9 protein-coding genes, 1 pseudogene and 1 CRISPR repeat array are annotated in these 21169 nt (G+C 66.4%); of the genes and pseudogenes, 5 read left to right on the top strand and 5 right to left on the bottom strand.

The features are described 5' to 3' along the window. The first annotated feature begins 106 nt into the window (after positions 1-106). Positions 107-511 (top strand): antitoxin PaaA2 family protein, encoded by a 405-nt coding sequence (locus IEW15_RS21710; RefSeq protein ID WP_188581897.1) that lies wholly within the window; start codon positions 107-109, stop codon positions 509-511. Between the two features lie 32 nt (positions 512-543). Continuing rightward, positions 544-853 (top strand): annotated as a pseudogene (locus IEW15_RS21705) (type II toxin-antitoxin system RelE/ParE family toxin). A gap of 75 nt (positions 854-928) precedes the next feature. Here IEW15_RS21705 and lpdA read toward each other — a convergent pair. Genes lpdA through IEW15_RS21685 form a run of 4 tightly spaced genes read right to left on the bottom strand, consistent with a single transcriptional unit; the run spans position 929 to position 5961 of the window. Continuing rightward, a complete protein-coding gene (lpdA, locus tag IEW15_RS21700) occupies positions 929-2326 on the bottom strand; it encodes a dihydrolipoyl dehydrogenase (protein WP_188581895.1) in 1398 nt (465 codons plus the stop codon). A gap of 4 nt (positions 2327-2330) precedes the next feature. Continuing rightward, positions 2331-3707 carry a dihydrolipoamide acetyltransferase family protein gene (locus tag IEW15_RS21695; protein WP_188581893.1) on the bottom strand — a complete coding sequence of 459 codons (1377 nt, stop codon included), beginning with the start codon at positions 3705-3707 and terminating at the stop codon, positions 2331-2333. 3 nt (positions 3708-3710) lie between these two features. Then, on the bottom strand, positions 3711-4724 hold the full coding sequence (locus IEW15_RS21690; RefSeq protein WP_188581891.1) for an alpha-ketoacid dehydrogenase subunit beta: 1014 nt from the start codon (positions 4722-4724) through the stop codon (positions 3711-3713). Positions 4725-4728: 4 nt separating this feature from the next. Then, positions 4729-5961 carry a 3-methyl-2-oxobutanoate dehydrogenase (2-methylpropanoyl-transferring) subunit alpha gene (locus IEW15_RS21685; protein ID WP_188581889.1) on the bottom strand — a complete coding sequence of 411 codons (1233 nt, stop codon included), beginning with the start codon at positions 5959-5961 and terminating at the stop codon, positions 4729-4731. A gap of 562 nt (positions 5962-6523) precedes the next feature. Here IEW15_RS21685 and IEW15_RS21680 point away from each other — a divergent pair. Both IEW15_RS21680 and IEW15_RS21675 read left to right on the top strand, forming a co-directional pair. Continuing rightward, a complete protein-coding gene (locus tag IEW15_RS21680; RefSeq protein WP_188581886.1) occupies positions 6524-7102 on the top strand; it encodes an HD domain-containing protein in 579 nt (192 codons plus the stop codon). Positions 7103-7150: 48 nt separating this feature from the next. Next, positions 7151-8725, top strand: a complete 1575-nt coding sequence (locus tag IEW15_RS21675; protein ID WP_188581884.1) for a sulfatase-like hydrolase/transferase — start codon at positions 7151-7153, stop codon at positions 8723-8725. 154 nt (positions 8726-8879) lie between these two features. Here IEW15_RS21675 and IEW15_RS21670 read toward each other — a convergent pair whose 3' ends face one another. Further along, complete coding sequence (locus tag IEW15_RS21670) at positions 8880-9809, bottom strand: alpha/beta fold hydrolase (protein WP_229708476.1); 930 nt, start codon at positions 9807-9809, stop codon at positions 8880-8882. Positions 9810-9957: 148 nt separating this feature from the next. On the opposite strand from IEW15_RS21670, the gene IEW15_RS21665 reads away from it, so the two are divergent. Continuing rightward, positions 9958-10884 (top strand): LysR family transcriptional regulator, encoded by a 927-nt coding sequence (locus tag IEW15_RS21665; protein ID WP_188581882.1) that lies wholly within the window; start codon positions 9958-9960, stop codon positions 10882-10884. Between the two features lie 296 nt (positions 10885-11180). Next, positions 11181-21039: direct repeats of the CRISPR family, unit length 32 nt; unit sequence GTCGCTCCCCGTGCGGGAGCGTGAATTGAAAC. Positions 21040-21169: the final 130 nt, after the last annotated feature.

The raw sequence follows: 21169 nt of genomic DNA, 5'->3' as shown, positions 1-21169 counted from the left end.
CCCCGTCTGCGAGGCTGCATAGCCTCATCAACCAGCGACGTCCGCCGAGCCCTTTTCAACATCGGGCGGGACATCCCCTGCCAGTGATGCTGGCGGCGTTTCAGATGTGGTTCTGAAGGGGCAGGGCGGCGCGTTTCTTGTTGAGATCGACACGCGCAGCGGTGGGCGCGCCGTGCTGACGAAGGCGCGCAGCATCGAGCCGCGCCGCTTTGGCAATCCGGCGGCCGCGTTGAGCCTGCTGCGCGAGGTTGGTATCATCGTCGGCCGGTTCGATGCCAGCGCATGGCGACCTGCCGAGAGACAGCCGGCCGCCGGCACCCGCGGCCGTGCGGATGTCTTGCGTGAGGCGCACCGCTCGGCCGCTTATAACCGGTGGCTTGCGGGTGAGATACAGGGCGCCATCGACGATCCGCGGCCAAACATCCCGCATGACAAGGTCATGGCCGGAATGGATGCGGATATTGCCGCAAGCGAGGTCGGGCACGCACCGACGCGGACGCGACGGGCATGACGGTGCCGGTGGTTGCCGGCTGAGGTCCGACGATGCCCGGTGCCCGTTATCCCCCCGGTGCCCGTTATCCCATTGAACGGCGACCGATGGCCCGCGAGGATCTGCGCGCCATCATGCATTATATCGCCGGAGACAATCCGGCGCGCGCCCGGAGCTTCGGCCAACAAGACCAAACCGCTTGAAGATCATCCAGAGTTTGGCCATACCGGGCGCCCGGATCTGCCGGAGGGCGTGCGCGAACTGATCGCGCATCCGCGCTATATCATCTTCTACCGCATGCTGGCTGACGCCGGGATCGTGGAGATCCTGCGTGTCAAGCACGCCGCGCAGCAGTTGCCGTGACGGGGGCGCGACAGTAACGGGTGGGCCATGATGGGGCGGGAGGCCCCAGGGCGCTCCCGCCCCGCTGCCTGACCATCAGATATGCAGCGCGTGCCCCAGACCCTTCAGCGCGGCTTCCTGGAAGGCCTCGCTGAGGGTCGGGTGGGCGTGGATGGTGCCGGCGATGTCTTCCAGGCGGGCGCCCATCTCGATCGCGAGGGCGAAGGCCGCCGAGAGTTCCGAGATGCCCTGGCCGGTGGCCTGGATGCCGAGGACCAGATTGTTGTCGGCGCGGAACACCACGCGCACGAAGCCCTGTTCGCCCAGCTTGCTCATCGCCCGGCCATTGGCGCTGAACGGGAACTGGGCGGTTCGGGCCTCGACGCCCTGGCGCTTCGCCTCGTCGAGCGACAGGCCGGCGGTGACGATTTCCGGGTCGGTAAAGCACACCGCCGGGATGCAGCGCTTGTCCCAGGCGCGTTTGTGGCCGGCCACGATCTCGGCCACCATCTCGCCCTGGGCCATGGCGCGGTGGGCCAGCATCGGCTCGCCCGTGACGTCGCCGATCGCATAAACCCCGCGCATCGAGGTCTGGCAGCGGTCGCCAACCGAGATGAACGGCCCGTGCATGTCCAGCACCAGTTCCTCGATCCCCCAGCCCTGCGTGGCGGGCTTGCGGCCGACGGTGACCAGGATCTTGTCGGCGGGCAGGGTGCGTTCCTCGCCTTCGGCGGTCTCGATCACCAGGCCGTCGCCGCCGCGGGCAAGGCCCCGGGCTTTGGCGCCGGTCAGCACCTCGACCCCCAGCTCGTCGAGCCGCTTCGCCGCGGGCCGGGTGAGTTCGGCATCATAGAGCGGCAGAATGCGCGGCTGGCTTTCCACCACCGTCACCCTGGCACCGAGTTTCGCGAAGGCGGTGCCGAGTTCGAGCCCGATATAGCCCGCCCCCACCACCACGAAGCGCTCGGGCACCGTGGTCAGCGACAAGGCTTCGGTCGACGAGATCACCCGGTCGCCGAAGGGCAGGAAGGGCAGTTCCACCGGCACCGATCCGGTGGCGATCACCACCGTTTCGGCGCGGATCACCTGAAGCCCGGTCTCGGTGTCGACCTCGACGGTCTTGCCGTCGCGGAACCGGGCATGGCCGGCCACCACCTTGACCTTGGCGCGCTTCAACAGCCCTGAGACGCCGCCGGTCAGCCGGCCGACGATCTGGTCCTTCCAGGCGATGGTGCGGGCCATGTCGATGGTGGGGGCGCTCGTCGAGATGCCGAGCGGCGAGGCGCCGCCCGCCATATGCGCCACCTTCTCGAATTCCTCGGCCGCGTGGATCAGGGCCTTCGATGGAATGCAGCCGACGTTCAGGCAGGTGCCGCCGGGCTTCTTCGCCTCGACGATCACCGTGTCGAGCCCAAGCTGGCCCGCGCGGATCGCGCAGACATAGCCGCCGGGGCCGGCGCCGATCACCAGCAGCTTGCAGGAAATGTCCTTCATCGTTTCAACCCTCGATGAAGATGGTGGCCGGGGTCTCAAGCAGAGACCTGATCCGCTGGACGAAGACCGCCGCATCCCAGCCATCGATCACCCGGTGATCGAAGCTGGAGGACAGGTTCATCATCTTGGCGGGCACGAAGCCGGTGCCGTCCCAGACCGGGCGGATCATCATCTTATTCACGCCGATGATCGCCACCTCCGGATGGTTGATCACCGGAGTGGTGACCACGCCGCCCAGCGCGCCCAGCGAGGTGATGGTGATCGTCGATCCGGTCAGCTCCTCACGCGTCGCGGTGCCGGTCTTGGCCGCTTCGGCCAGCCGGTTGACCTCGGCGGCACAGCCCCAGATGTCGCGTGCCTCGGCGTGCTTCACCACCGGCACCACCAGCCCCGACGGCGTCTGGGCGGCGACGCCGATATGTACGCCGCCATGCACCCGGATGATGCCGGCCTCATCGTCGAACAGCGCGTTCAGCCGTGGCTGTTCGGCGATCGCCTTGACCATCGCCCGCATCAGGAAGGGCAGGATGGTCAGCTTGGGCCGGTCGGCGCGCTTTTCGGCGTTCAGCTTGGCGCGGAGTTCTTCCAGCGCCGTGACGTTCACTTCCTCGACATAGGTGATGTGCGGGATACGTGACTTGGACAGCGACATCTGCTCGGCGATCCGCCGGCGCAGCCCCACGACCCTGATCTCGTCGATGGTGGTGTTGGCGACCAGACCGCCGGCCGCCGGCCGCTGGTCCTGACCGGCGAAGAACCGGTCGAGGTCTTCATGGGTGATGCGGCCGGCCGGCCCGGTGCCGCGCACCTGACGCAGATCCACCCCGGCCTCGCGCGCCCGATGGCGCACGGCCGGCGCCGCGATCGGCTTGTCATGCTCAGGCCGTGGCGCGCCCGGCGCCATGGCGACCGCCAGGCCCGGCCCGGCCGGGGCGGCGGCACGCGATGCGGGTTTCGGCGCCGCCGGCTTGGCTTGCGCGGGTTTGGCTTGTGCGGGTTTGGGGGCCGCCGGTTTGGCGGCGGCCGGCTTCGATGCGGCAGGCTCCGGGGCCGGCGCGGTATCGGCGCCGGACTCGCCGGCTGTCTCCGTCTCCGCCTCCGCCTCCGCCTCGGCGGCCACGGCGGCGGCATTGCCCTCGCCCGCCACCTCAAGCCGGATCAGCGGCGCGCCGACGCTCAACACCTCGCCGATCTCGGCGCCCAGCCAGATGATCTTGCCATCCACCGGCGACGGGATCTCGACCGTGGCCTTGTCGGTCATCACCGCCGCCAGCAGCGCGTCTTCACGCACGATCTGGCCGACCTCGACATGCCATTCCACCAGCTCGGCCTCGGCGATGCCTTCGCCGACGTCGGGCATCTTGATGATATGCTCGCCCATGGCTCAGCTCTCCAGGATTTCTTGCAGGGCGCGGCCGACGCGCCCGGGGCCGGGGAAATAATCCCATTCCTGGGCATGGGGATAGGGCGTGTCCCAGCCGGCCACCCGCACCACCGGTGCCTCCAGATGGTGGAAGCAGTTTTCCTGCACCAGCGAGACCAGCTCGGCGCCGAAGCCCGAGGTCAGCGTCGCCTCGTGCACCACCAGGCAGCGCCCGGTCTTGCGCACCGAGGCCACGATCGTGTCCAGATCGAGCGGCACCAGCGTGCGCAGGTCGATCACCTCGGCATCGATGCCGGCATCGGCCGCCGCCGCCAGCGCCACATGCACCATGGTGCCATAGGCGAGCACGGTGACCGCCGATCCCGGCCGCGCCACCGCCGCCTTGCCCAGCGGCACGGTGTAGTGGCCGGCCTGCACCTCGCCGGCCTCATGCTTCGACCAGGGGGTCACCGGCCGGTCGTGATGGCCGTCGAACGGGCCGTTATACAGCCGCTTGGGTTCCAGGAAGATCACCGGATCGGGATCCTCGATCGCCGAGATCAGCAGCCCCTTCGCGTCATAGGGGTTGCAGGGCACCACCACCTTCAGCCCGCAGACATGGGTGAACAGGGCCTCCACGCTCTGGCTGTGGGTCTGGCCGCCGAAAATGCCGCCGCCGGTGGGCATGCGGATCACCAGCGGGCAGGTGAAATCGCCATTGGAGCGATAGCGGATCCGCGCCGCTTCCTGGGTGATGTGGTCATAGGCCGGATACATATAATCGGCGAACTGGATCTCGACGCAGGGCTTCAGGCCATAGGCGGCCATGCCGATCGCGGTGCCGACGATGCCGCTTTCACTGATCGGCGCGTCGAAGCAGCGGGTTTTGCCGTATTTCTGCTGAAGCCCCTGGGTGCAGCGGAACACGCCGCCGAAATAGCCGACATCCTCGCCATAGACCACGACGGTCTCGTCGCGGCCCATCATCACGTCCATGGCGTCGCGGATCGCCTCGATCATCGTCATGCGTGGCATGAATTCAGACTCCCGCCTGCTGGCGCTGCCGGCGCAGATGCGGCGGCATCTCGGCGAAGACGCCGTCGAACATGTCGCGCGCCGAGGGCTTGGCCCCGGCATGCAGGGTGCCGAAGCTCTCGGCCTCCTTCTGCGCGGTGATCACCGTGTCCAGGATCTCGGCCTCCGACTGCTTGTGGCGCTCTTCCGACCACACGCCGCGCCCGATCAGATGGTTCTTCAGCCGGATCACCGGATCGCCCAGCGGCCAAGCGGCGCTTTCGGTCTTGGGCCGATAGGCGGAGGGATCATCCGAGGTGGAATGCGCGCCGACCCGATAGGTGACGTATTCGATCAGGGTCGGGCCCATATTGCGGCGCGCCCGTTCCGCCGCCCATTTGGCGACCGCGTGCACCGCCAGATAGTCGTTGCCGTCGACCCGCAGCGACGGAATGCCGAAGCCGATGCCCCGGGCCGCGAAGGTGCCGGAGCCGCCGCGCGCGATGCCCTGAAAGGTCGAGATCGCCCACTGATTGTTGACCACGTTCAGCACCACCGGCGCCTTGTAGGTCGAGGCGAAGACCAGGGCCGCGTGGAAATCGCTTTCCGCCGTCGAGCCGTCGCCGATCCAGGCCGCCGCGATCTTGTCGTCATTGCGGATCGCCGAGGCCATCGCCCAGCCCACCGCCTGCACGAACTGGGTGGCGAGATTGCCCGAGATGGTGAAGAAGCCATGCTCGCGCGATGAATACATCACGGGAAGCTGGCGGCCCTTCAGCGGGTCGCGGGCGTTCGAGAAGATCTGGCTCATCATATCGACCATCGGATAGCCGTTGGCGATGAGCAGCCCCGCCTGCCGATAGGTCGGAAAATTCATATCGCCGGGTTTGAGCGCCTTGCGGAAGGCGCAGCTCACCGCCTCCTCGCCCAGATGCTGCATATAGAACGAGGTCTTGCCCTGGCGCTGGGCGATCAGCATGCGGGCGTCGAAGGCGCGCAGCGTCATCATATGGCGCAGGCCGTCGAGCAGCTCGTCATCGGTGAGCGCGCCGGCCCAGGGGCCGACCGCCTCGCCATTGCGGTTCAGCACCCGGATGATCGAGAAGGCGAGGTCGCGCATGGATTCCGGGTCGGCGTCGACCTCGGGTCTCGGCACCGCACCGGCTTTCGGAATCTTGACGGTCGAAAAGTCTGGTGTGTCGCCCGGCCGGACCGCCGGCTCGGGCACGTGGAGACTGAGGCGTTCGGATGAGGACATCAGTGACGATCTTCCCAGAGACGAGGAACAAGGCGATCCGATGCCGGAACTATGACAGCGAAATATCCGGCCTGTCACCCCGGCTCTTGACACCGCTGGTGGCGCCACCCTGCCAGTGCCTGCAACCCTGAGGACATTGAGTATAGGGGATTTGGCACCCTGAACGCGCGTTGCACCGCACCCAAAGCCGAACCTTGCGCCGGTGGGTCAGAATATTACCGAATGAAATCTGCGTTCGCGGAATTTCGTCATGAAATGAACCGGCTCCGATTCGCGGGCCGCGCTGCCCGCATACCCCGATCCGGGTAAAAAAATGTCGCGGCAGGTGGCCGGAGACCTCAATGGCGACCGGTTCGGATGAGACCGTCGACCATGATCGTGGAAAATGACCCCGGATACCGCCTGCGGCCATGGATGCCGTGCCGCCCGGCCGGCGGCCGCGCCGCCTTGGCGTCGACCGCGGACGGGGGCACGCTTTTTCAGAGGATGGTCACACGGCTTTCATAAAGTCAGTTTATATCATAACCGAGATCATCATTTTAATGCATAGGATGTCCACACCATGGCCGAGACCCAGCCCGCGCTTCTGCCCGAAACCCGTTCCCGGCTGGAGGCGATTTTCGCGACCTTCGCGGCCCGTGGCGATGAGAGCTATGGCGAGGCGGTCAGCCAGATCGAACATGCGGTGCAGTCGGCCGAGATCGCCGAGGCGGCGGGCGCGCCCGACAGCCTGATCGCCGCCGCCCTGCTGCACGACATCGGCCATATGGTGCACCGCGATGCCGGCGACGCCTTCCGTCGTGGCCGCGATGATGCGCATGAACGTCTGGGCGAGAAATATCTGGCCGGCCTGTTTCCGCTATCGGTCACCCGGCCGATCGCCCTGCATGTCGCGGCCAAGCGCTGTCTGGTGGTGACCGAACCCGCTTATGCGGCAGGGCTGTCGGCGGTGTCGCGGCGCACGCTCGATCTTCAGGGCGGGCCGATGAGTGATGCCGAGGTTGCGGATTTCTTGGCCGATCCCCATGGCGCCGATGCCATCGCGCTGCGCCGGATCGATGAAGCCGCCAAGGTGGATGGCGCCGGCCGCGGCGGCGTCGCGCGTTTCCGGCCGCTGCTGGAACGCCTCGCCTGCCGCTGAAACCACGCCCCGCCGTCGTCCTGCTCTCTGCCGAAAGGCCGCTGCCTCATGTCACCCAATCGCCCGGCGCGTAATGTTCTGCTGATCGTGGTCGACCAATGGCGCTGGGATCTGTCGCCGGGGCTGGGCCTGCCCCATGTCGCCACCCCGGCGCTGGACGCGCTGGCGGCGCGCGGCACGGTGTTCACCCGCCATTTCGCCCAGAGCGTGCCCTGCGGCCCGGCGCGGGCGACCATGGCCACCGGCCAGTATCCCTTCACCCACCGGGTGTTCAGCAATCCGGTGCCGCTGTCGGCGCATCATCGCCAGTTGCAGCATCATCTGCGCGACGCCGGGGTCACGCCCTGGATGATCGGCTACACCACCTCAGTGCCCGATCCGCGCGGCCGCAACCCCGCCGACCCGGCCTTCACCGGCCCCAGCGTCGCCGAGGGCTGGCGGGTGGTGCGCGAGATGGCCGAGGACAAATCCAATTACATGGCCTGGGCGCGCAACCGGCAGGCCGACCCCGGCCCGGCCCCTGATGCCGCCGGCAGTTCCGCAGATCCGGCCGCCGGCGGCGCCGACGACTACGACCTGGCCTTCGCCAACCATCTGCGCGCGGGCGCTCCGGTCGAGGCATCCCCCCAGATCGACGGCCTGCATGACAGCCGCTGGCTGGCCGATGCGGCGGTGGATGTCATCAGCCAGCAACAGCAAACCCCGTGGCTGCTGCATCTGGGCCTGTTCCGGCCGCATCCGCCGCTGGCGGCGCTGGCCCGGCATCTGGCCCGCATCCCCGGCGCGCCGCCGCTGGCCAGGGTCGATGCCCTGGCCGAAGATGCCATCCACCCGCTGGCGGCGCTGCTGCGCGCGGTGGTGCCGGCCAGCATCGCCCATCCGGGCCTCGACGGCCGCGCGGCGGACCTGCCCCCTGAAACCGTGGCGGCGCTGCGCCATGCTTATCTGGCGCTGCTGGCCGAGGTGGACGACGAAATCGCCCGGGTGCTGGCCGCCCTCCGCCACCATGGTCGCGACCGCGACACGCTGGTGATCTTCATGTCCGATCATGGCGAGCAGTGGGGCGAGCATGGGCTGTTCGGCAAGCGGGCGCTGCATCAGGCCTCGTTCCGGGTGCCGATGATCATCGCCGACCCGCGTGCCAGCGCCGACCCCACACGCGGCGGCCGCGTCACCCATATCACCGAGCATGTCGACCTGCTGCCCACGGTGCTCGACTGGTTCGGCATCGCCCCGCCGCCGCAATGCGACGGCCGCAGCCTGCTGCCGCTGCTGGCCGGCGACGCCCCCGACGACTGGCGCACCGCCGCCGTCTACGAGCACGACTTCCGCGACAAGATCCCGGCCTTCCCGGCCCCCGGCCTGGCCCGCGACCCGCACGGCGCCCATTTCTGCGCCATCCAGGACGAGGCTTTCGCCTATCTCCATTTCCCCGATGCCGACCCCGTGCTGTTCGACCTTGCCACCGACCCCGACCAGACCCGCAACCTCGCCGCCGACCCGGCCTATGCCCCGGTGGTCGCCACCATGATGCGCCGCCTGCTCGACCACCGCATGCGCCACGCCGACCGCACCCTCACAGAAGCCCGCGCCACCCCCGCCGGCCTTGGCGGGCGGTGGTGAGGGGGCGGTGCCGCGAAGCCGGGCGCAGGTGAAAATGCTGGGGGGTGTAAGAAATTCGCAAGCGATTTGAAGGCCTTATTTTTTTGAAAGCCGGGGCGCACATAGGCTTTCGGTGCGGGAGTGTGGATCGAAACATCCGGTGGAAGGCCGCCTGCTACCGTCCCGCATCCAGAAACGCGCGGACCAGTGTCACCGTCGCCTCGGGCTGTTCTTCCATCAGCCAGTGCCCGGCATCGGACACGACGCCTTCCGTCACGTCGGTGGCGGCGAAGCGCATGACCATGGCCATGGCCGGGCCGAATGATTTTTCCCCGCCGACCGCGAGGACCGGCATGGTCAGCTTGCCCTCGGCCAGGAAGGCCTTGTCGTCGATCGCGTCCTGATCGAAGGCCGCGAACTGGGCGAAGCCGGCATGCATGGCGCCGGGTGCCGCGTATAGCTGGGCATAATGCTGACGGGATGCCTCGCTGAATTTGGCCGGGGTGGCCGAGAACTCGTTCCAGAAGCGATCCAGATAGATGCGCTCCCGCCCGGCGACCAGCCGCTCCATATCGGGGCCGCCGAAGCGGAAATGCCAGAGCAGCGGGTTCTTCAAGATCTCCTCCCACGGGCCGATGCCGGGGAGTGGCGCGTCCATCAGAACGAAGCGCCCGACCCGGTCGCGATTCTGGGCGGCGAAGGCATAGCCGACCATGTTGCCGATATCATGGGTGACCAGATCGACCGTGCCGATCTTGAGCGCGTCGAGCATGCCGGCCATGTCGCGGCCCTGAGTCTTCTTGTCATAGCCCGCGGCGGGCCGCGCCGACAGGCCCATGCCGCGCAGATCCGGCGCGATCACGGTATGGTCGCGCATAAGATCCCGCGCCAGCGGCGCCCACATGTCGCCGGTCTCGCCATAGCCGTGAAGCAGCAGCACCGCCGGCCCGGTGCCGCCGACCCGGACATGCAGGGTCGTGCCGTTGGTGGCCACGTCCTGTGCGCTGAACCCCGGCGGAAAGACGAAATCCTGTGCGCCGGCGTCGGGCGCGGCCGCGATCAGCGCCACGCCGAGGACCATGGCTGAAAAAGCAGACGACGTCATGTTCGCCCTCCATCGGTGATTGCGGGCCAGGACCAGATCAACAAGCATAACATCATGCCGGACGGCCGCTCTCCGTCGAGCTTAGGCCTGTCGACGGCCATCACGACAGGTCGGAAGAGCCGAACCATCATTCCGGAGATCGCGAACCATGAGGCTCGACGGCATCATCGCGTTCGTCACCGTGGTGGATTGCGGATCGATCAACGAGGCGGCCCGTCAGCTTCGATTGTCGAAGTCGACGGTGAGCGAAAGGCTGTCGGAGCTGGAGCACGCGCTCGGCGCCAGACTGCTGAACCGCAACAGCCGCCAGTTCGCCCTGACGGAAGACGGCATGGCGCTGCTCGATCGGGCGCGGCGGATCGTCGCCGAGACAGCCGAGGCCAGGGAAGATCTGGCGCGGCGGCGCGGCGCGGTGTCGGGCCCGCTCCGCATCGCCGTGCCCCGCGCCTTCGGCGACCTGCATCTCGGGCCGATCCTGTATGATTTCATGAGCCGCCACCCCGACGTCACCGTTACGGCCGATTTCGACGACCGGATCAGCGATCTGGCGCCGGCCTTCGACGCGCTGGTCCGCATCGCGCCGACACCTTTGCCCAAGCTTGCGGTCGAGCACCTCACCATCAGCCACCGCACCCTGGTTGCCGCGCCATCCTATCTCGATCAGCATGGCCGGCCAGAGACGGTCGACCAGCTCGAACACCACAAGGCGATCCACTACATGGACCGGGGGCCGGATGACTGGAGCTTCAAGGCCGAGATCGAACGCGTTGTCGCGCGGGTGACGCCACGGCTTCGCGTCACCTCCTGCTATGCCATGCGCGACGCCGCGATCGCAGGGCTCGGCATCGCCTGGTTGCCAACCTTCCACAGCTATCAGGCGATCAAGGCCGGAACCCTCGACATGCTCGACATCGGCGTCGATGCCGACGTGACGCCGATCACCATCGCCTATCAACGCGGCCCCGCCCCCTCGGCACGGCTGCGGGCACTGATCGACCACCTGAAACACGCCTTCGGCCACCCGCCATATTGGGATGACGGCCTGATCATTCCGGGGCGGGTATCCAACACCTGATCGCCCCCCCAGGCCCGGCCGGGATCAGCCCGTGGCCCGTCACCACCATGCCCCTGTCAGATATCGGCCCCGCCGGCCGACCCGCTGGCCCGCCCGGCCCCGGTGGGGAGACGGCCGTTCCGCGAACCCCAAGCACACACAAAAACCCCGGGAGGTTCGCGGAAGGAATCGCGAAGCGATTTCAAAGGCTTAAATTTTTGAAAGATGTGTCATGCATACGATGGAATGAGTCGGCGGGGAGGTTCGCGGAAATCGGCTTTTTTGGGCAGTGAAATCAAGGTATTACAGGGGGGTGAGTCGCTCCCCGTGCGGGAGCGTGAATTGAAACTGACACGCCCGCCCGCCCGGGAACCCGGGCTGACGTCGCTCCCCGTGCGGGAGCGTGAATTGAAACTACAGCGATAACGGCCCGGGCTTCACCAACCTGCAGTCGCTCCCCGTGCGGGAGCGTGAATTGAAACGAAATAGGCCCGCGTGACCGCCGCCCGGATCGGGTCGCTCCCCGTGCGGGAGCGTGAATTGAAACATCCCAATCGACCATGCCGGCTGGCGCCGTGTAGTCGCTCCCCGTGCGGGAGCGTGAATTGAAACGGCGGGGGCTCCGGCGGCGGTCTGTTCTCGGGCGTCGCTCCCCGTGCGGGAGCGTGAATTGAAACGCCGCGCCGCGCGTGACGAGGTGGCGCGGGCTGGTCGCTCCCCGTGCGGGAGCGTGAATTGAAACTTGGACGTCGGCGCGCGCGACGGCATCCAGTGGGTCGCTCCCCGTGCGGGAGCGTGAATTGAAACGGCAACAACGAGCCGAGCAATTATGCCGCCTGGGCAGTCGCTCCCCGTGCGGGAGCGTGAATTGAAACGTCTAGATAAACCAATTTCAGGCCGGGCGTTTGGTCGCTCCCCGTGCGGGAGCGTGAATTGAAACGTCGAGACGGCCGGCCGTCTCGGCCAGGACACCGTCGCTCCCCGTGCGGGAGCGTGAATTGAAACGGCCGAGACATCGATCTCGCCCGCACCGGCGATGTCGCTCCCCGTGCGGGAGCGTGAATTGAAACCACCGGCCGGCCTGGTAGGCCTGGCCGAGATTGGTCGCTCCCCGTGCGGGAGCGTGAATTGAAACCGGTCCGGGTGGCGGCGGAGATCTCATCCTCACCAGTCGCTCCCCGTGCGGGAGCGTGAATTGAAACGCTCAGTCGGTCTATAAGTTCCTGCGTTACGATGTCGCTCCCCGTGCGGGAGCGTGAATTGAAACCGACAGCCCTGCCGGCAGCAGCCGGTCGGCGCCGTCGCTCCCCGTGCGGGAGCGTGAATTGAAACCTGAGCTCAATGACGAAAGGCGTCATCCACTGATGTCGCTCCCCGTGCGGGAGCGTGAATTGAAACCCGGAACGCTACGATGCCGCCGGCTGTCGGCGACGTCGCTCCCCGTGCGGGAGCGTGAATTGAAACCGGGGCGCGGAACCCCGGTCGCCCGCGTCATGAGTCGCTCCCCGTGCGGGAGCGTGAATTGAAACCGGGGGGCATGTGGCCTCCACCTCTGGGCGCCCCGTCGCTCCCCGTGCGGGAGCGTGAATTGAAACGGGCCTCGGCGGACGGTAGGCAGACCCTGATGGGTCGCTCCCCGTGCGGGAGCGTGAATTGAAACATCGACCTCGACGATGAAGGGCTGTCACTCGGAGAGTCGCTCCCCGTGCGGGAGCGTGAATTGAAACATCCAGTACTGTCGACCTACGCCCGCGGATATAGGTCGCTCCCCGTGCGGGAGCGTGAATTGAAACGTCGCGCTCAGAGAGCTTGTCGATGTCATCCGCTGGTCGCTCCCCGTGCGGGAGCGTGAATTGAAACAGGACAGCCTTGAGGCCGTCGTGCCCCGAGAGCAGTCGCTCCCCGTGCGGGAGCGTGAATTGAAACCGGGATTTTGCCGGCGACATCGTCGGCATCATCGTCGCTCCCCGTGCGGGAGCGTGAATTGAAACCCATCGTTGGCGTCGAGGGAGGCTTTCTGTTCCAGTCGCTCCCCGTGCGGGAGCGTGAATTGAAACGGCAAGGAACATTTCCGCCTGCAGTCGACGCGAGTCGCTCCCCGTGCGGGAGCGTGAATTGAAACGTGCCTGCCTTCGGGCAGTGGTATGCCGACGGCAAGTCGCTCCCCGTGCGGGAGCGTGAATTGAAACCTGCGTATTGCGCGAACATACTCCCGCGCATTAGTCGCTCCCCGTGCGGGAGCGTGAATTGAAACGACTTGGGGCGCGTCGTGGTTGGCCGTGCGGTCGTCGCTCCCCGTGCGGGAGCGTGAATTGAAACTCGGGCCATGAGAGAGGCCAGACACGCCAGAAAGTCGCTCCCCGTGCGGGAGCGTGAATTGAAACCATCTCGCGATCCAGGCGTGGCGCGCCTGCAAGTCGCTCCCCGTGCGGGAGCGTGAATTGAAACTTTGCTGCGGCATAGAGTGGGTTTAACGGCGCCCGTCGCTCCCCGTGCGGGAGCGTGAATTGAAACAAGCACGACCTTGAGGCGGCGTTGGCGGGGTGGTCGCTCCCCGTGCGGGAGCGTGAATTGAAACCCCGCACTGGACCACCCGGCCCCGATCCCGGTGGTCGCTCCCCGTGCGGGAGCGTGAATTGAAACCGACCGGTGGTCAGTGGTGTCGCAACATCGGTGGTCGCTCCCCGTGCGGGAGCGTGAATTGAAACGCCGTTCCTATCTGCGGCGCACCGGCCTGTCAGGGGTCGCTCCCCGTGCGGGAGCGTGAATTGAAACGGGCTGTCGATCGCGGAGACCCGCGGGCCGCTGGTCGCTCCCCGTGCGGGAGCGTGAATTGAAACGCGTATCTCATCATAGAGTGCCACCCCTTGGGCGTCGCTCCCCGTGCGGGAGCGTGAATTGAAACCACCAACCTCTGGGCACTGAAGTATCGCGGCATGTCGCTCCCCGTGCGGGAGCGTGAATTGAAACGAGCCTTTGCGTGCGCGTCTTGAGTTCGGCGACCGTCGCTCCCCGTGCGGGAGCGTGAATTGAAACGTGATCCCGCCCGGATCGGCCGGGTCGTTGGCGGTCGCTCCCCGTGCGGGAGCGTGAATTGAAACCAGCCCGGATCATCTCCGCAATCTCTCGCGGGTCGTCGCTCCCCGTGCGGGAGCGTGAATTGAAACCCGCTCGATCCAGGCCTTCAGGGCCTCGATCGCCGGTCGCTCCCCGTGCGGGAGCGTGAATTGAAACTGTCATGTCCGGAGCCCGAGTGGCGGGGGCTGGTGTCGCTCCCCGTGCGGGAGCGTGAATTGAAACTACATGGGCCCGTCCCTTGAGATGACAAAAGAGGTCGCTCCCCGTGCGGGAGCGTGAATTGAAACCGGCCGGTGGTGGCGGCGGTGACGGCGCGGCCGGTCGCTCCCCGTGCGGGAGCGTGAATTGAAACATCGGCATAGACCGCAAGGGCCCCCGCGATCACGTCGCTCCCCGTGCGGGAGCGTGAATTGAAACGCGTCTCCCTCTGCCGGTTTGGTCCGGCTGGCCGTCGCTCCCCGTGCGGGAGCGTGAATTGAAACGGGTTCACCGCGACCGCCCCGACCGAGGGCGGCGGTCGCTCCCCGTGCGGGAGCGTGAATTGAAACCGGCTTGCCGATCGTTCGGGCCTGCTGCGCTTGGTCGCTCCCCGTGCGGGAGCGTGAATTGAAACCGCGACCGCCGGCGCGGCTATGGGCGATCAGGCGCGTCGCTCCCCGTGCGGGAGCGTGAATTGAAACCATCCAACACCCGCAACCCCACCCGTTGGGGGGATGTCGCTCCCCGTGCGGGAGCGTGAATTGAAACCAGGCCGACTTTGACGCTCTGGTCGCGCGCCAGTCGCTCCCCGTGCGGGAGCGTGAATTGAAACATCCCAATCCACCATGCCGGCCGGGGCTGTGTACGTCGCTCCCCGTGCGGGAGCGTGAATTGAAACTCGGCCGTTGCCGCCGCCTCACGCCGTGCCCGTGTCGCTCCCCGTGCGGGAGCGTGAATTGAAACCAGGCGGCCTTGGTCCAGCTCGGCCAGGGGCTGGGGTCGCTCCCCGTGCGGGAGCGTGAATTGAAACGAGCGGCGCGTCAATGCGGACGGCGCGACCGACCCGTCGCTCCCCGTGCGGGAGCGTGAATTGAAACCGGCGCCACCCGGGCCGTCGCCGATCACCATGTCGTCGCTCCCCGTGCGGGAGCGTGAATTGAAACGCTCCATACGCCGCCCTGATGCCCACTACAGGGCCGTCGCTCCCCGTGCGGGAGCGTGAATTGAAACGGTCGAGGTGCGGGACGCTCTGGCGACCAGCCCGGGTCGCTCCCCGTGCGGGAGCGTGAATTGAAACGGCCACCATCAGGGTCTGCCTACCGTCCGCCGAGGTCGCTCCCCGTGCGGGAGCGTGAATTGAAACGAAATAGGCCCGCGTGACCGCCGCCCGGATCGGGAGTCGCTCCCCGTGCGGGAGCGTGAATTGAAACCATGGCCGCCGTGCGGGCTGCGACGGCGGCTGGTCGCTCCCCGTGCGGGAGCGTGAATTGAAACCATTTGAGGGTGACATTTGGGCGATAGCCACAGGGTCGCTCCCCGTGCGGGAGCGTGAATTGAAACGGCGGCAAGGTCAATGCCAGCATTGGCGAAGCTGTCGCTCCCCGTGCGGGAGCGTGAATTGAAACATCTGTCACGCTCAGCGACAGCAGCCGGTCGGCGGTCGCTCCCCGTGCGGGAGCGTGAATTGAAACACGGGTTCTATCTGCCCCATCACCAGCAGGGCGGCGTCGCTCCCCGTGCGGGAGCGTGAATTGAAACCTCGCGATGACAGAGCATAATGCTCTGCGATCGGGTCGCTCCCCGTGCGGGAGCGTGAATTGAAACAAGCTCCGCAACCCTGAACCCCAGATCCCCGATCGTCGCTCCCCGTGCGGGAGCGTGAATTGAAACGGACCATCAAGGCGGCCTGCGACGCGGTGCCGGTCGCTCCCCGTGCGGGAGCGTGAATTGAAACATTCGCCGCGCCATCAGGCGGATGACGGATCGGGTCGCTCCCCGTGCGGGAGCGTGAATTGAAACAACTCGCCGATGCCCGAGACCGGACGCTGCGGGAGTCGCTCCCCGTGCGGGAGCGTGAATTGAAACCTCTCTGTGCGCCGGACGGCGGACATCATCTATGGTCGCTCCCCGTGCGGGAGCGTGAATTGAAACGGCCGCACCAAGCCGCACCGCCAGCGCTTCACGGTCGCTCCCCGTGCGGGAGCGTGAATTGAAACCGTCGCTGATCAGGCGGCGCGGCTCGGCAGCGCCGTCGCTCCCCGTGCGGGAGCGTGAATTGAAACCGGGATCACCGGCCGCGGCGCCCACGGCCCCGGACGTCGCTCCCCGTGCGGGAGCGTGAATTGAAACTGCTCAGTTGGGGTGTCATCAGCCCAAGTGGGCCGTCGCTCCCCGTGCGGGAGCGTGAATTGAAACAGCCATGGCCCGTCGGGCCAGAACCCAGGCTTGCCGTCGCTCCCCGTGCGGGAGCGTGAATTGAAACCAGGGCCTGCAGCCCGTGAAGGTGAACACCACACGTCGCTCCCCGTGCGGGAGCGTGAATTGAAACTACTTAAATAGCATTGGATATTGGTCGCCTCTAGTCGCTCCCCGTGCGGGAGCGTGAATTGAAACGCATACGCCCTCGGGGAGAATCGCACATGAGGAGGTGTCGCTCCCCGTGCGGGAGCGTGAATTGAAACGCAGTTGGCGGGAGTATGGTGACGCTTGATCGCTCGTCGCTCCCCGTGCGGGAGCGTGAATTGAAACTCCTCCTTGTCACTGTGAAGATCCCAATTTCAGGTCGCTCCCCGTGCGGGAGCGTGAATTGAAACCAGCCATCGGCGAGGATGCCGTGATGCTGATGTGTCGCTCCCCGTGCGGGAGCGTGAATTGAAACTGCTCACCAACCTCGATAGGGCAGGGGGGTGGGGTCGCTCCCCGTGCGGGAGCGTGAATTGAAACGTGGTGAGAGAGTATGTCGTCGGGCAGGTCCAGGCGTCGCTCCCCGTGCGGGAGCGTGAATTGAAACGCGGAAGGCGCACGAAACTCGAACGCGCCCGAGGTCGCTCCCCGTGCGGGAGCGTGAATTGAAACAGATAGGCGCGGACCTCGTTGTCGGCCTTCAGCGTCGCTCCCCGTGCGGGAGCGTGAATTGAAACTCCCGACCCAGATCATCGAGCGCCACACCGCGCAGTCGCTCCCCGTGCGGGAGCGTGAATTGAAACCGTGGCCCTGATCCTCAATGCGATCAGGGCCAGGTCGCTCCCCGTGCGGGAGCGTGAATTGAAACTATGGACGATCCCGCGACATTCGGCCCGGTCGTCGTCGCTCCCCGTGCGGGAGCGTGAATTGAAACACCCCGTCCTGAACCAAGAACGCACCAAATCTCGTCGCTCCCCGTGCGGGAGCGTGAATTGAAACGGGAGGTCAAGGGGCGGGTGGCCCTGTCGTCGGGTCGCTCCCCGTGCGGGAGCGTGAATTGAAACTTGATAGCCGTCCCGCTGCGGTGCATCCGGCAAGTCGCTCCCCGTGCGGGAGCGTGAATTGAAACTCCACGGAGTGCGCCACTACCCAGCCCCTGGCCGGTCGCTCCCCGTGCGGGAGCGTGAATTGAAACCGCTTCCACGTCCACCGCCGGCCGCGGCGGTGCGTCGCTCCCCGTGCGGGAGCGTGAATTGAAACGATTTCGAAGACGGAAATGGCCCTATACCGTCAGGTCGCTCCCCGTGCGGGAGCGTGAATTGAAACCGATCCGTCCGCGAGCGATGGCACGGAAGCCGTGGTCGCTCCCCGTGCGGGAGCGTGAATTGAAACATCGCGTCATGCTGGATGGACAGCGATTGGCGCGGTCGCTCCCCGTGCGGGAGCGTGAATTGAAACAATCGGTCAAAGGCCGCATCGAACACGTCACCGAGTCGCTCCCCGTGCGGGAGCGTGAATTGAAACTCGCGACCCCGGCCGTCCAGGCGCCGGCCGGCGGGTCGCTCCCCGTGCGGGAGCGTGAATTGAAACGTGTACCAGAAGAGGAGATTGAGAAGGTGACGCGTCGCTCCCCGTGCGGGAGCGTGAATTGAAACTGTACTCAACGGCCCCAGATGACGTCTCTGCAAGTCGCTCCCCGTGCGGGAGCGTGAATTGAAACCGCTGGCCCGCGCCAATCAAGCCGGCGCGGCAGGTCGCTCCCCGTGCGGGAGCGTGAATTGAAACTCGATGAGCACTGAGATCCGGCGGCGCCTGAGTGTCGCTCCCCGTGCGGGAGCGTGAATTGAAACCTTCAGGGGGCGGCGGGTCAAGGCGGGGGTGAGTCGCTCCCCGTGCGGGAGCGTGAATTGAAACGACCGGCGGTGGCGGCGGCCGGCGCGCAGATGGTCGCTCCCCGTGCGGGAGCGTGAATTGAAACTCCATAAGTCGGAAAATACGCTGAAGAAGGATGGTCGCTCCCCGTGCGGGAGCGTGAATTGAAACCCGGTCGCGTCCTTGTCGATGCGGACCCAGGTGGTCGCTCCCCGTGCGGGAGCGTGAATTGAAACTGGACGCGGCGGCAGCGCTGTACGACGGCGGCAGTCGCTCCCCGTGCGGGAGCGTGAATTGAAACGCCACTCCCACCCCGGCCGAGCGCGGCGGGATGGGTCGCTCCCCGTGCGGGAGCGTGAATTGAAACCCTCCATTGCGCGAGTAACCTGAGTGATCGACGGTCGCTCCCCGTGCGGGAGCGTGAATTGAAACAGGCCGTACCGGGGATAGGTGACGCGGATCGTCGTCGCTCCCCGTGCGGGAGCGTGAATTGAAACTGTGACCGTCCACACCGGCGCTGTGGTGGCGCCGTCGCTCCCCGTGCGGGAGCGTGAATTGAAACCCCGCCGCCAGCAGGCCGACGCGGTCGTCGTCAGTCGCTCCCCGTGCGGGAGCGTGAATTGAAACGCGACGCCACGGCGGCGGCCTCTGTCGCCGCCGGTCGCTCCCCGTGCGGGAGCGTGAATTGAAACGCGGTGCTCTCAAACGCCACCTTGCGCTGGGTCGGTCGCTCCCCGTGCGGGAGCGTGAATTGAAACCCCTATGGGTGGAACTGGGATGCGGCTGAGCCGTGTCGCTCCCCGTGCGGGAGCGTGAATTGAAACCCCGAACGATGGCCCCGGCGCCGACGCCGGGTCGTCGCTCCCCGTGCGGGAGCGTGAATTGAAACTCGAAAGCGCCTGCGAGGCTGTCCTGAATCTCCGTCGCTCCCCGTGCGGGAGCGTGAATTGAAACCGCGTAGAGCGGGTGGAGAGCTGGCCACGTGGCGTCGCTCCCCGTGCGGGAGCGTGAATTGAAACCCGATGCCGAGCACGTTGCCGTGCTCGCGGGCAGTCGCTCCCCGTGCGGGAGCGTGAATTGAAACCCGATGCCGAGCACGTTGCCGTGCTCGCGGGCAGTCGCTCCCCGTGCGGGAGCGTGAATTGAAACCGGGTCAGCGCCCGGAAACGGTTGATACTCTCGTGTCGCTCCCCGTGCGGGAGCGTGAATTGAAACCAATTCGAGTGAGCAAAGCATCAGGGCAACTCCGTCGCTCCCCGTGCGGGAGCGTGAATTGAAACCAACGAGCGCAGCAGGCCATCCGTGATGCCATCGTCGCTCCCCGTGCGGGAGCGTGAATTGAAACTGATCGGCGGCATGGACCGCCTGACAGGCCGTATGTCGCTCCCCGTGCGGGAGCGTGAATTGAAACCCGATCAAGATCACCGGCGCACCGGTCTTGTTGTCGCTCCCCGTGCGGGAGCGTGAATTGAAACCGGCAGCAGGCGCGGTGCGCGCGGGATTTCCCGTCGCTCCCCGTGCGGGAGCGTGAATTGAAACCGGATAACACGGGCGCGGTCAGCGCTCTAACGGGTCGCTCCCCGTGCGGGAGCGTGAATTGAAACGCGTGGGCGCGGGCAGCCGGTCAGGCCGACGGATGGTCGCTCCCCGTGCGGGAGCGTGAATTGAAACAGACGACAGCGACCCAGGGCACTGGTGACCTTGTCGCTCCCCGTGCGGGAGCGTGAATTGAAACCGCCACACGGTTGAACGGTGGGGGGTGCCGGCCGTCGCTCCCCGTGCGGGAGCGTGAATTGAAACCCGCGCCTGCTGGATCAGGTAATCCAGTTGTGCCGTCGCTCCCCGTGCGGGAGCGTGAATTGAAACCCGACAGTATCGCGCAGCCGTCGTGGCGCCGCCGTGTCGCTCCCCGTGCGGGAGCGTGAATTGAAACAAATGCACCATGCATTTGTTGTAATGCCGGAAATGTCGCTCCCCGTGCGGGAGCGTGAATTGAAACAGCACATGGACAACAGCCTACGTGAGAAACTCCGTCGCTCCCCGTGCGGGAGCGTGAATTGAAACGCGGTCATCGCCACCGCCGTCGACGGTTTTGAAGTCGCTCCCCGTGCGGGAGCGTGAATTGAAACGGCCACCATCAGGGTCTGCCTACCGTCCGCCGAGGGTCGCTCCCCGTGCGGGAGCGTGAATTGAAACAGATCATCACATGACATTACTTACAAAAAAGATGTCGCTCCCCGTGCGGGAGCGTGAATTGAAACGAAAGGGTCTCCAATGCCGCTTTCGAGATAGCGGGTCGCTCCCCGTGCGGGAGCGTGAATTGAAACGGATCGGCGGCCTGAAGCTCGGCGTCGGTCACGTCGCTCCCCGTGCGGGAGCGTGAATTGAAACCGCCCGGGTCGGGGCGGCCGAAGGGCGGATCGGCGTCGCTCCCCGTGCGGGAGCGTGAATTGAAACGCCCGCCGCAGCCTGATCACCGGCATCGACATGTCGCTCCCCGTGCGGGAGCGTGAATTGAAACTCGATCCGCTGTCGCCGATGCCGCACGATGTCGTCGCTCCCCGTGCGGGAGCGTGAATTGAAACTGGGCCGGGCCGGACAGGGCGCCGGCGATCTGGTCGCTCCCCGTGCGGGAGCGTGAATTGAAACCCAGCCGTCTTTGCACCCATTTCGCGTGCGATGTCGCTCCCCGTGCGGGAGCGTGAATTGAAACCGTGTTGATCAACGTGGCAGTCAATGCCGATAGGTCGCTCCCCGTGCGGGAGCGTGAATTGAAACGCCCGCCAGCAGCAGCGCGAGCACTTCACGCCCCGTCGCTCCCCGTGCGGGAGCGTGAATTGAAACCGCCTCGGACAACACGGCCGCTTCGGCTGCCCCGTCGCTCCCCGTGCGGAGGCTGTCGCGCAATGAGCGCGGCGGGCTGGTTTAGAGCGTCACCGTCGCCTGGGACGGCGTGAGGCGGCCCGTCCTCCTG

The organism is Tistrella bauzanensis, from assembly GCF_014636235.1.
Taxonomy (GTDB): domain Bacteria; phylum Pseudomonadota; class Alphaproteobacteria; order Tistrellales; family Tistrellaceae; genus Tistrella; species Tistrella bauzanensis.
The sequence above is the reverse complement of the archived record's forward strand: the minus strand, read 5'-3'. Positions and strand labels throughout refer to the sequence as shown.

What these genes read in the sequence shown, in the direction of transcription:
- IEW15_RS21665 (WP_188581882.1), top strand. Translation starts at nt 9,958, where the DNA reads ATGAGGCTCGACGGCATCATCGCGTTCGTCACCGTGGTGGATTGCGGA.
- lpdA (WP_188581895.1), bottom strand. Translation starts at nt 2,326, where the DNA reads ATGAAGGACATTTCCTGCAAGCTGCTGGTGATCGGCGCCGGCCCCGGC.
- IEW15_RS21675 (WP_188581884.1), top strand. Translation starts at nt 7,151, where the DNA reads ATGTCACCCAATCGCCCGGCGCGTAATGTTCTGCTGATCGTGGTCGAC.
- IEW15_RS21690 (WP_188581891.1), bottom strand. Translation starts at nt 4,724, where the DNA reads ATGCCACGCATGACGATGATCGAGGCGATCCGCGACGCCATGGACGTG.
- IEW15_RS21680 (WP_188581886.1), top strand. Translation starts at nt 6,524, where the DNA reads ATGGCCGAGACCCAGCCCGCGCTTCTGCCCGAAACCCGTTCCCGGCTG.
- IEW15_RS21670 (WP_229708476.1), bottom strand. Translation starts at nt 9,809, where the DNA reads ATGACGTCGTCTGCTTTTTCAGCCATGGTCCTCGGCGTGGCGCTGATC.
- IEW15_RS21685 (WP_188581889.1), bottom strand. Translation starts at nt 5,961, where the DNA reads ATGTCCTCATCCGAACGCCTCAGTCTCCACGTGCCCGAGCCGGCGGTC.
- IEW15_RS21695 (WP_188581893.1), bottom strand. Translation starts at nt 3,707, where the DNA reads ATGGGCGAGCATATCATCAAGATGCCCGACGTCGGCGAAGGCATCGCC.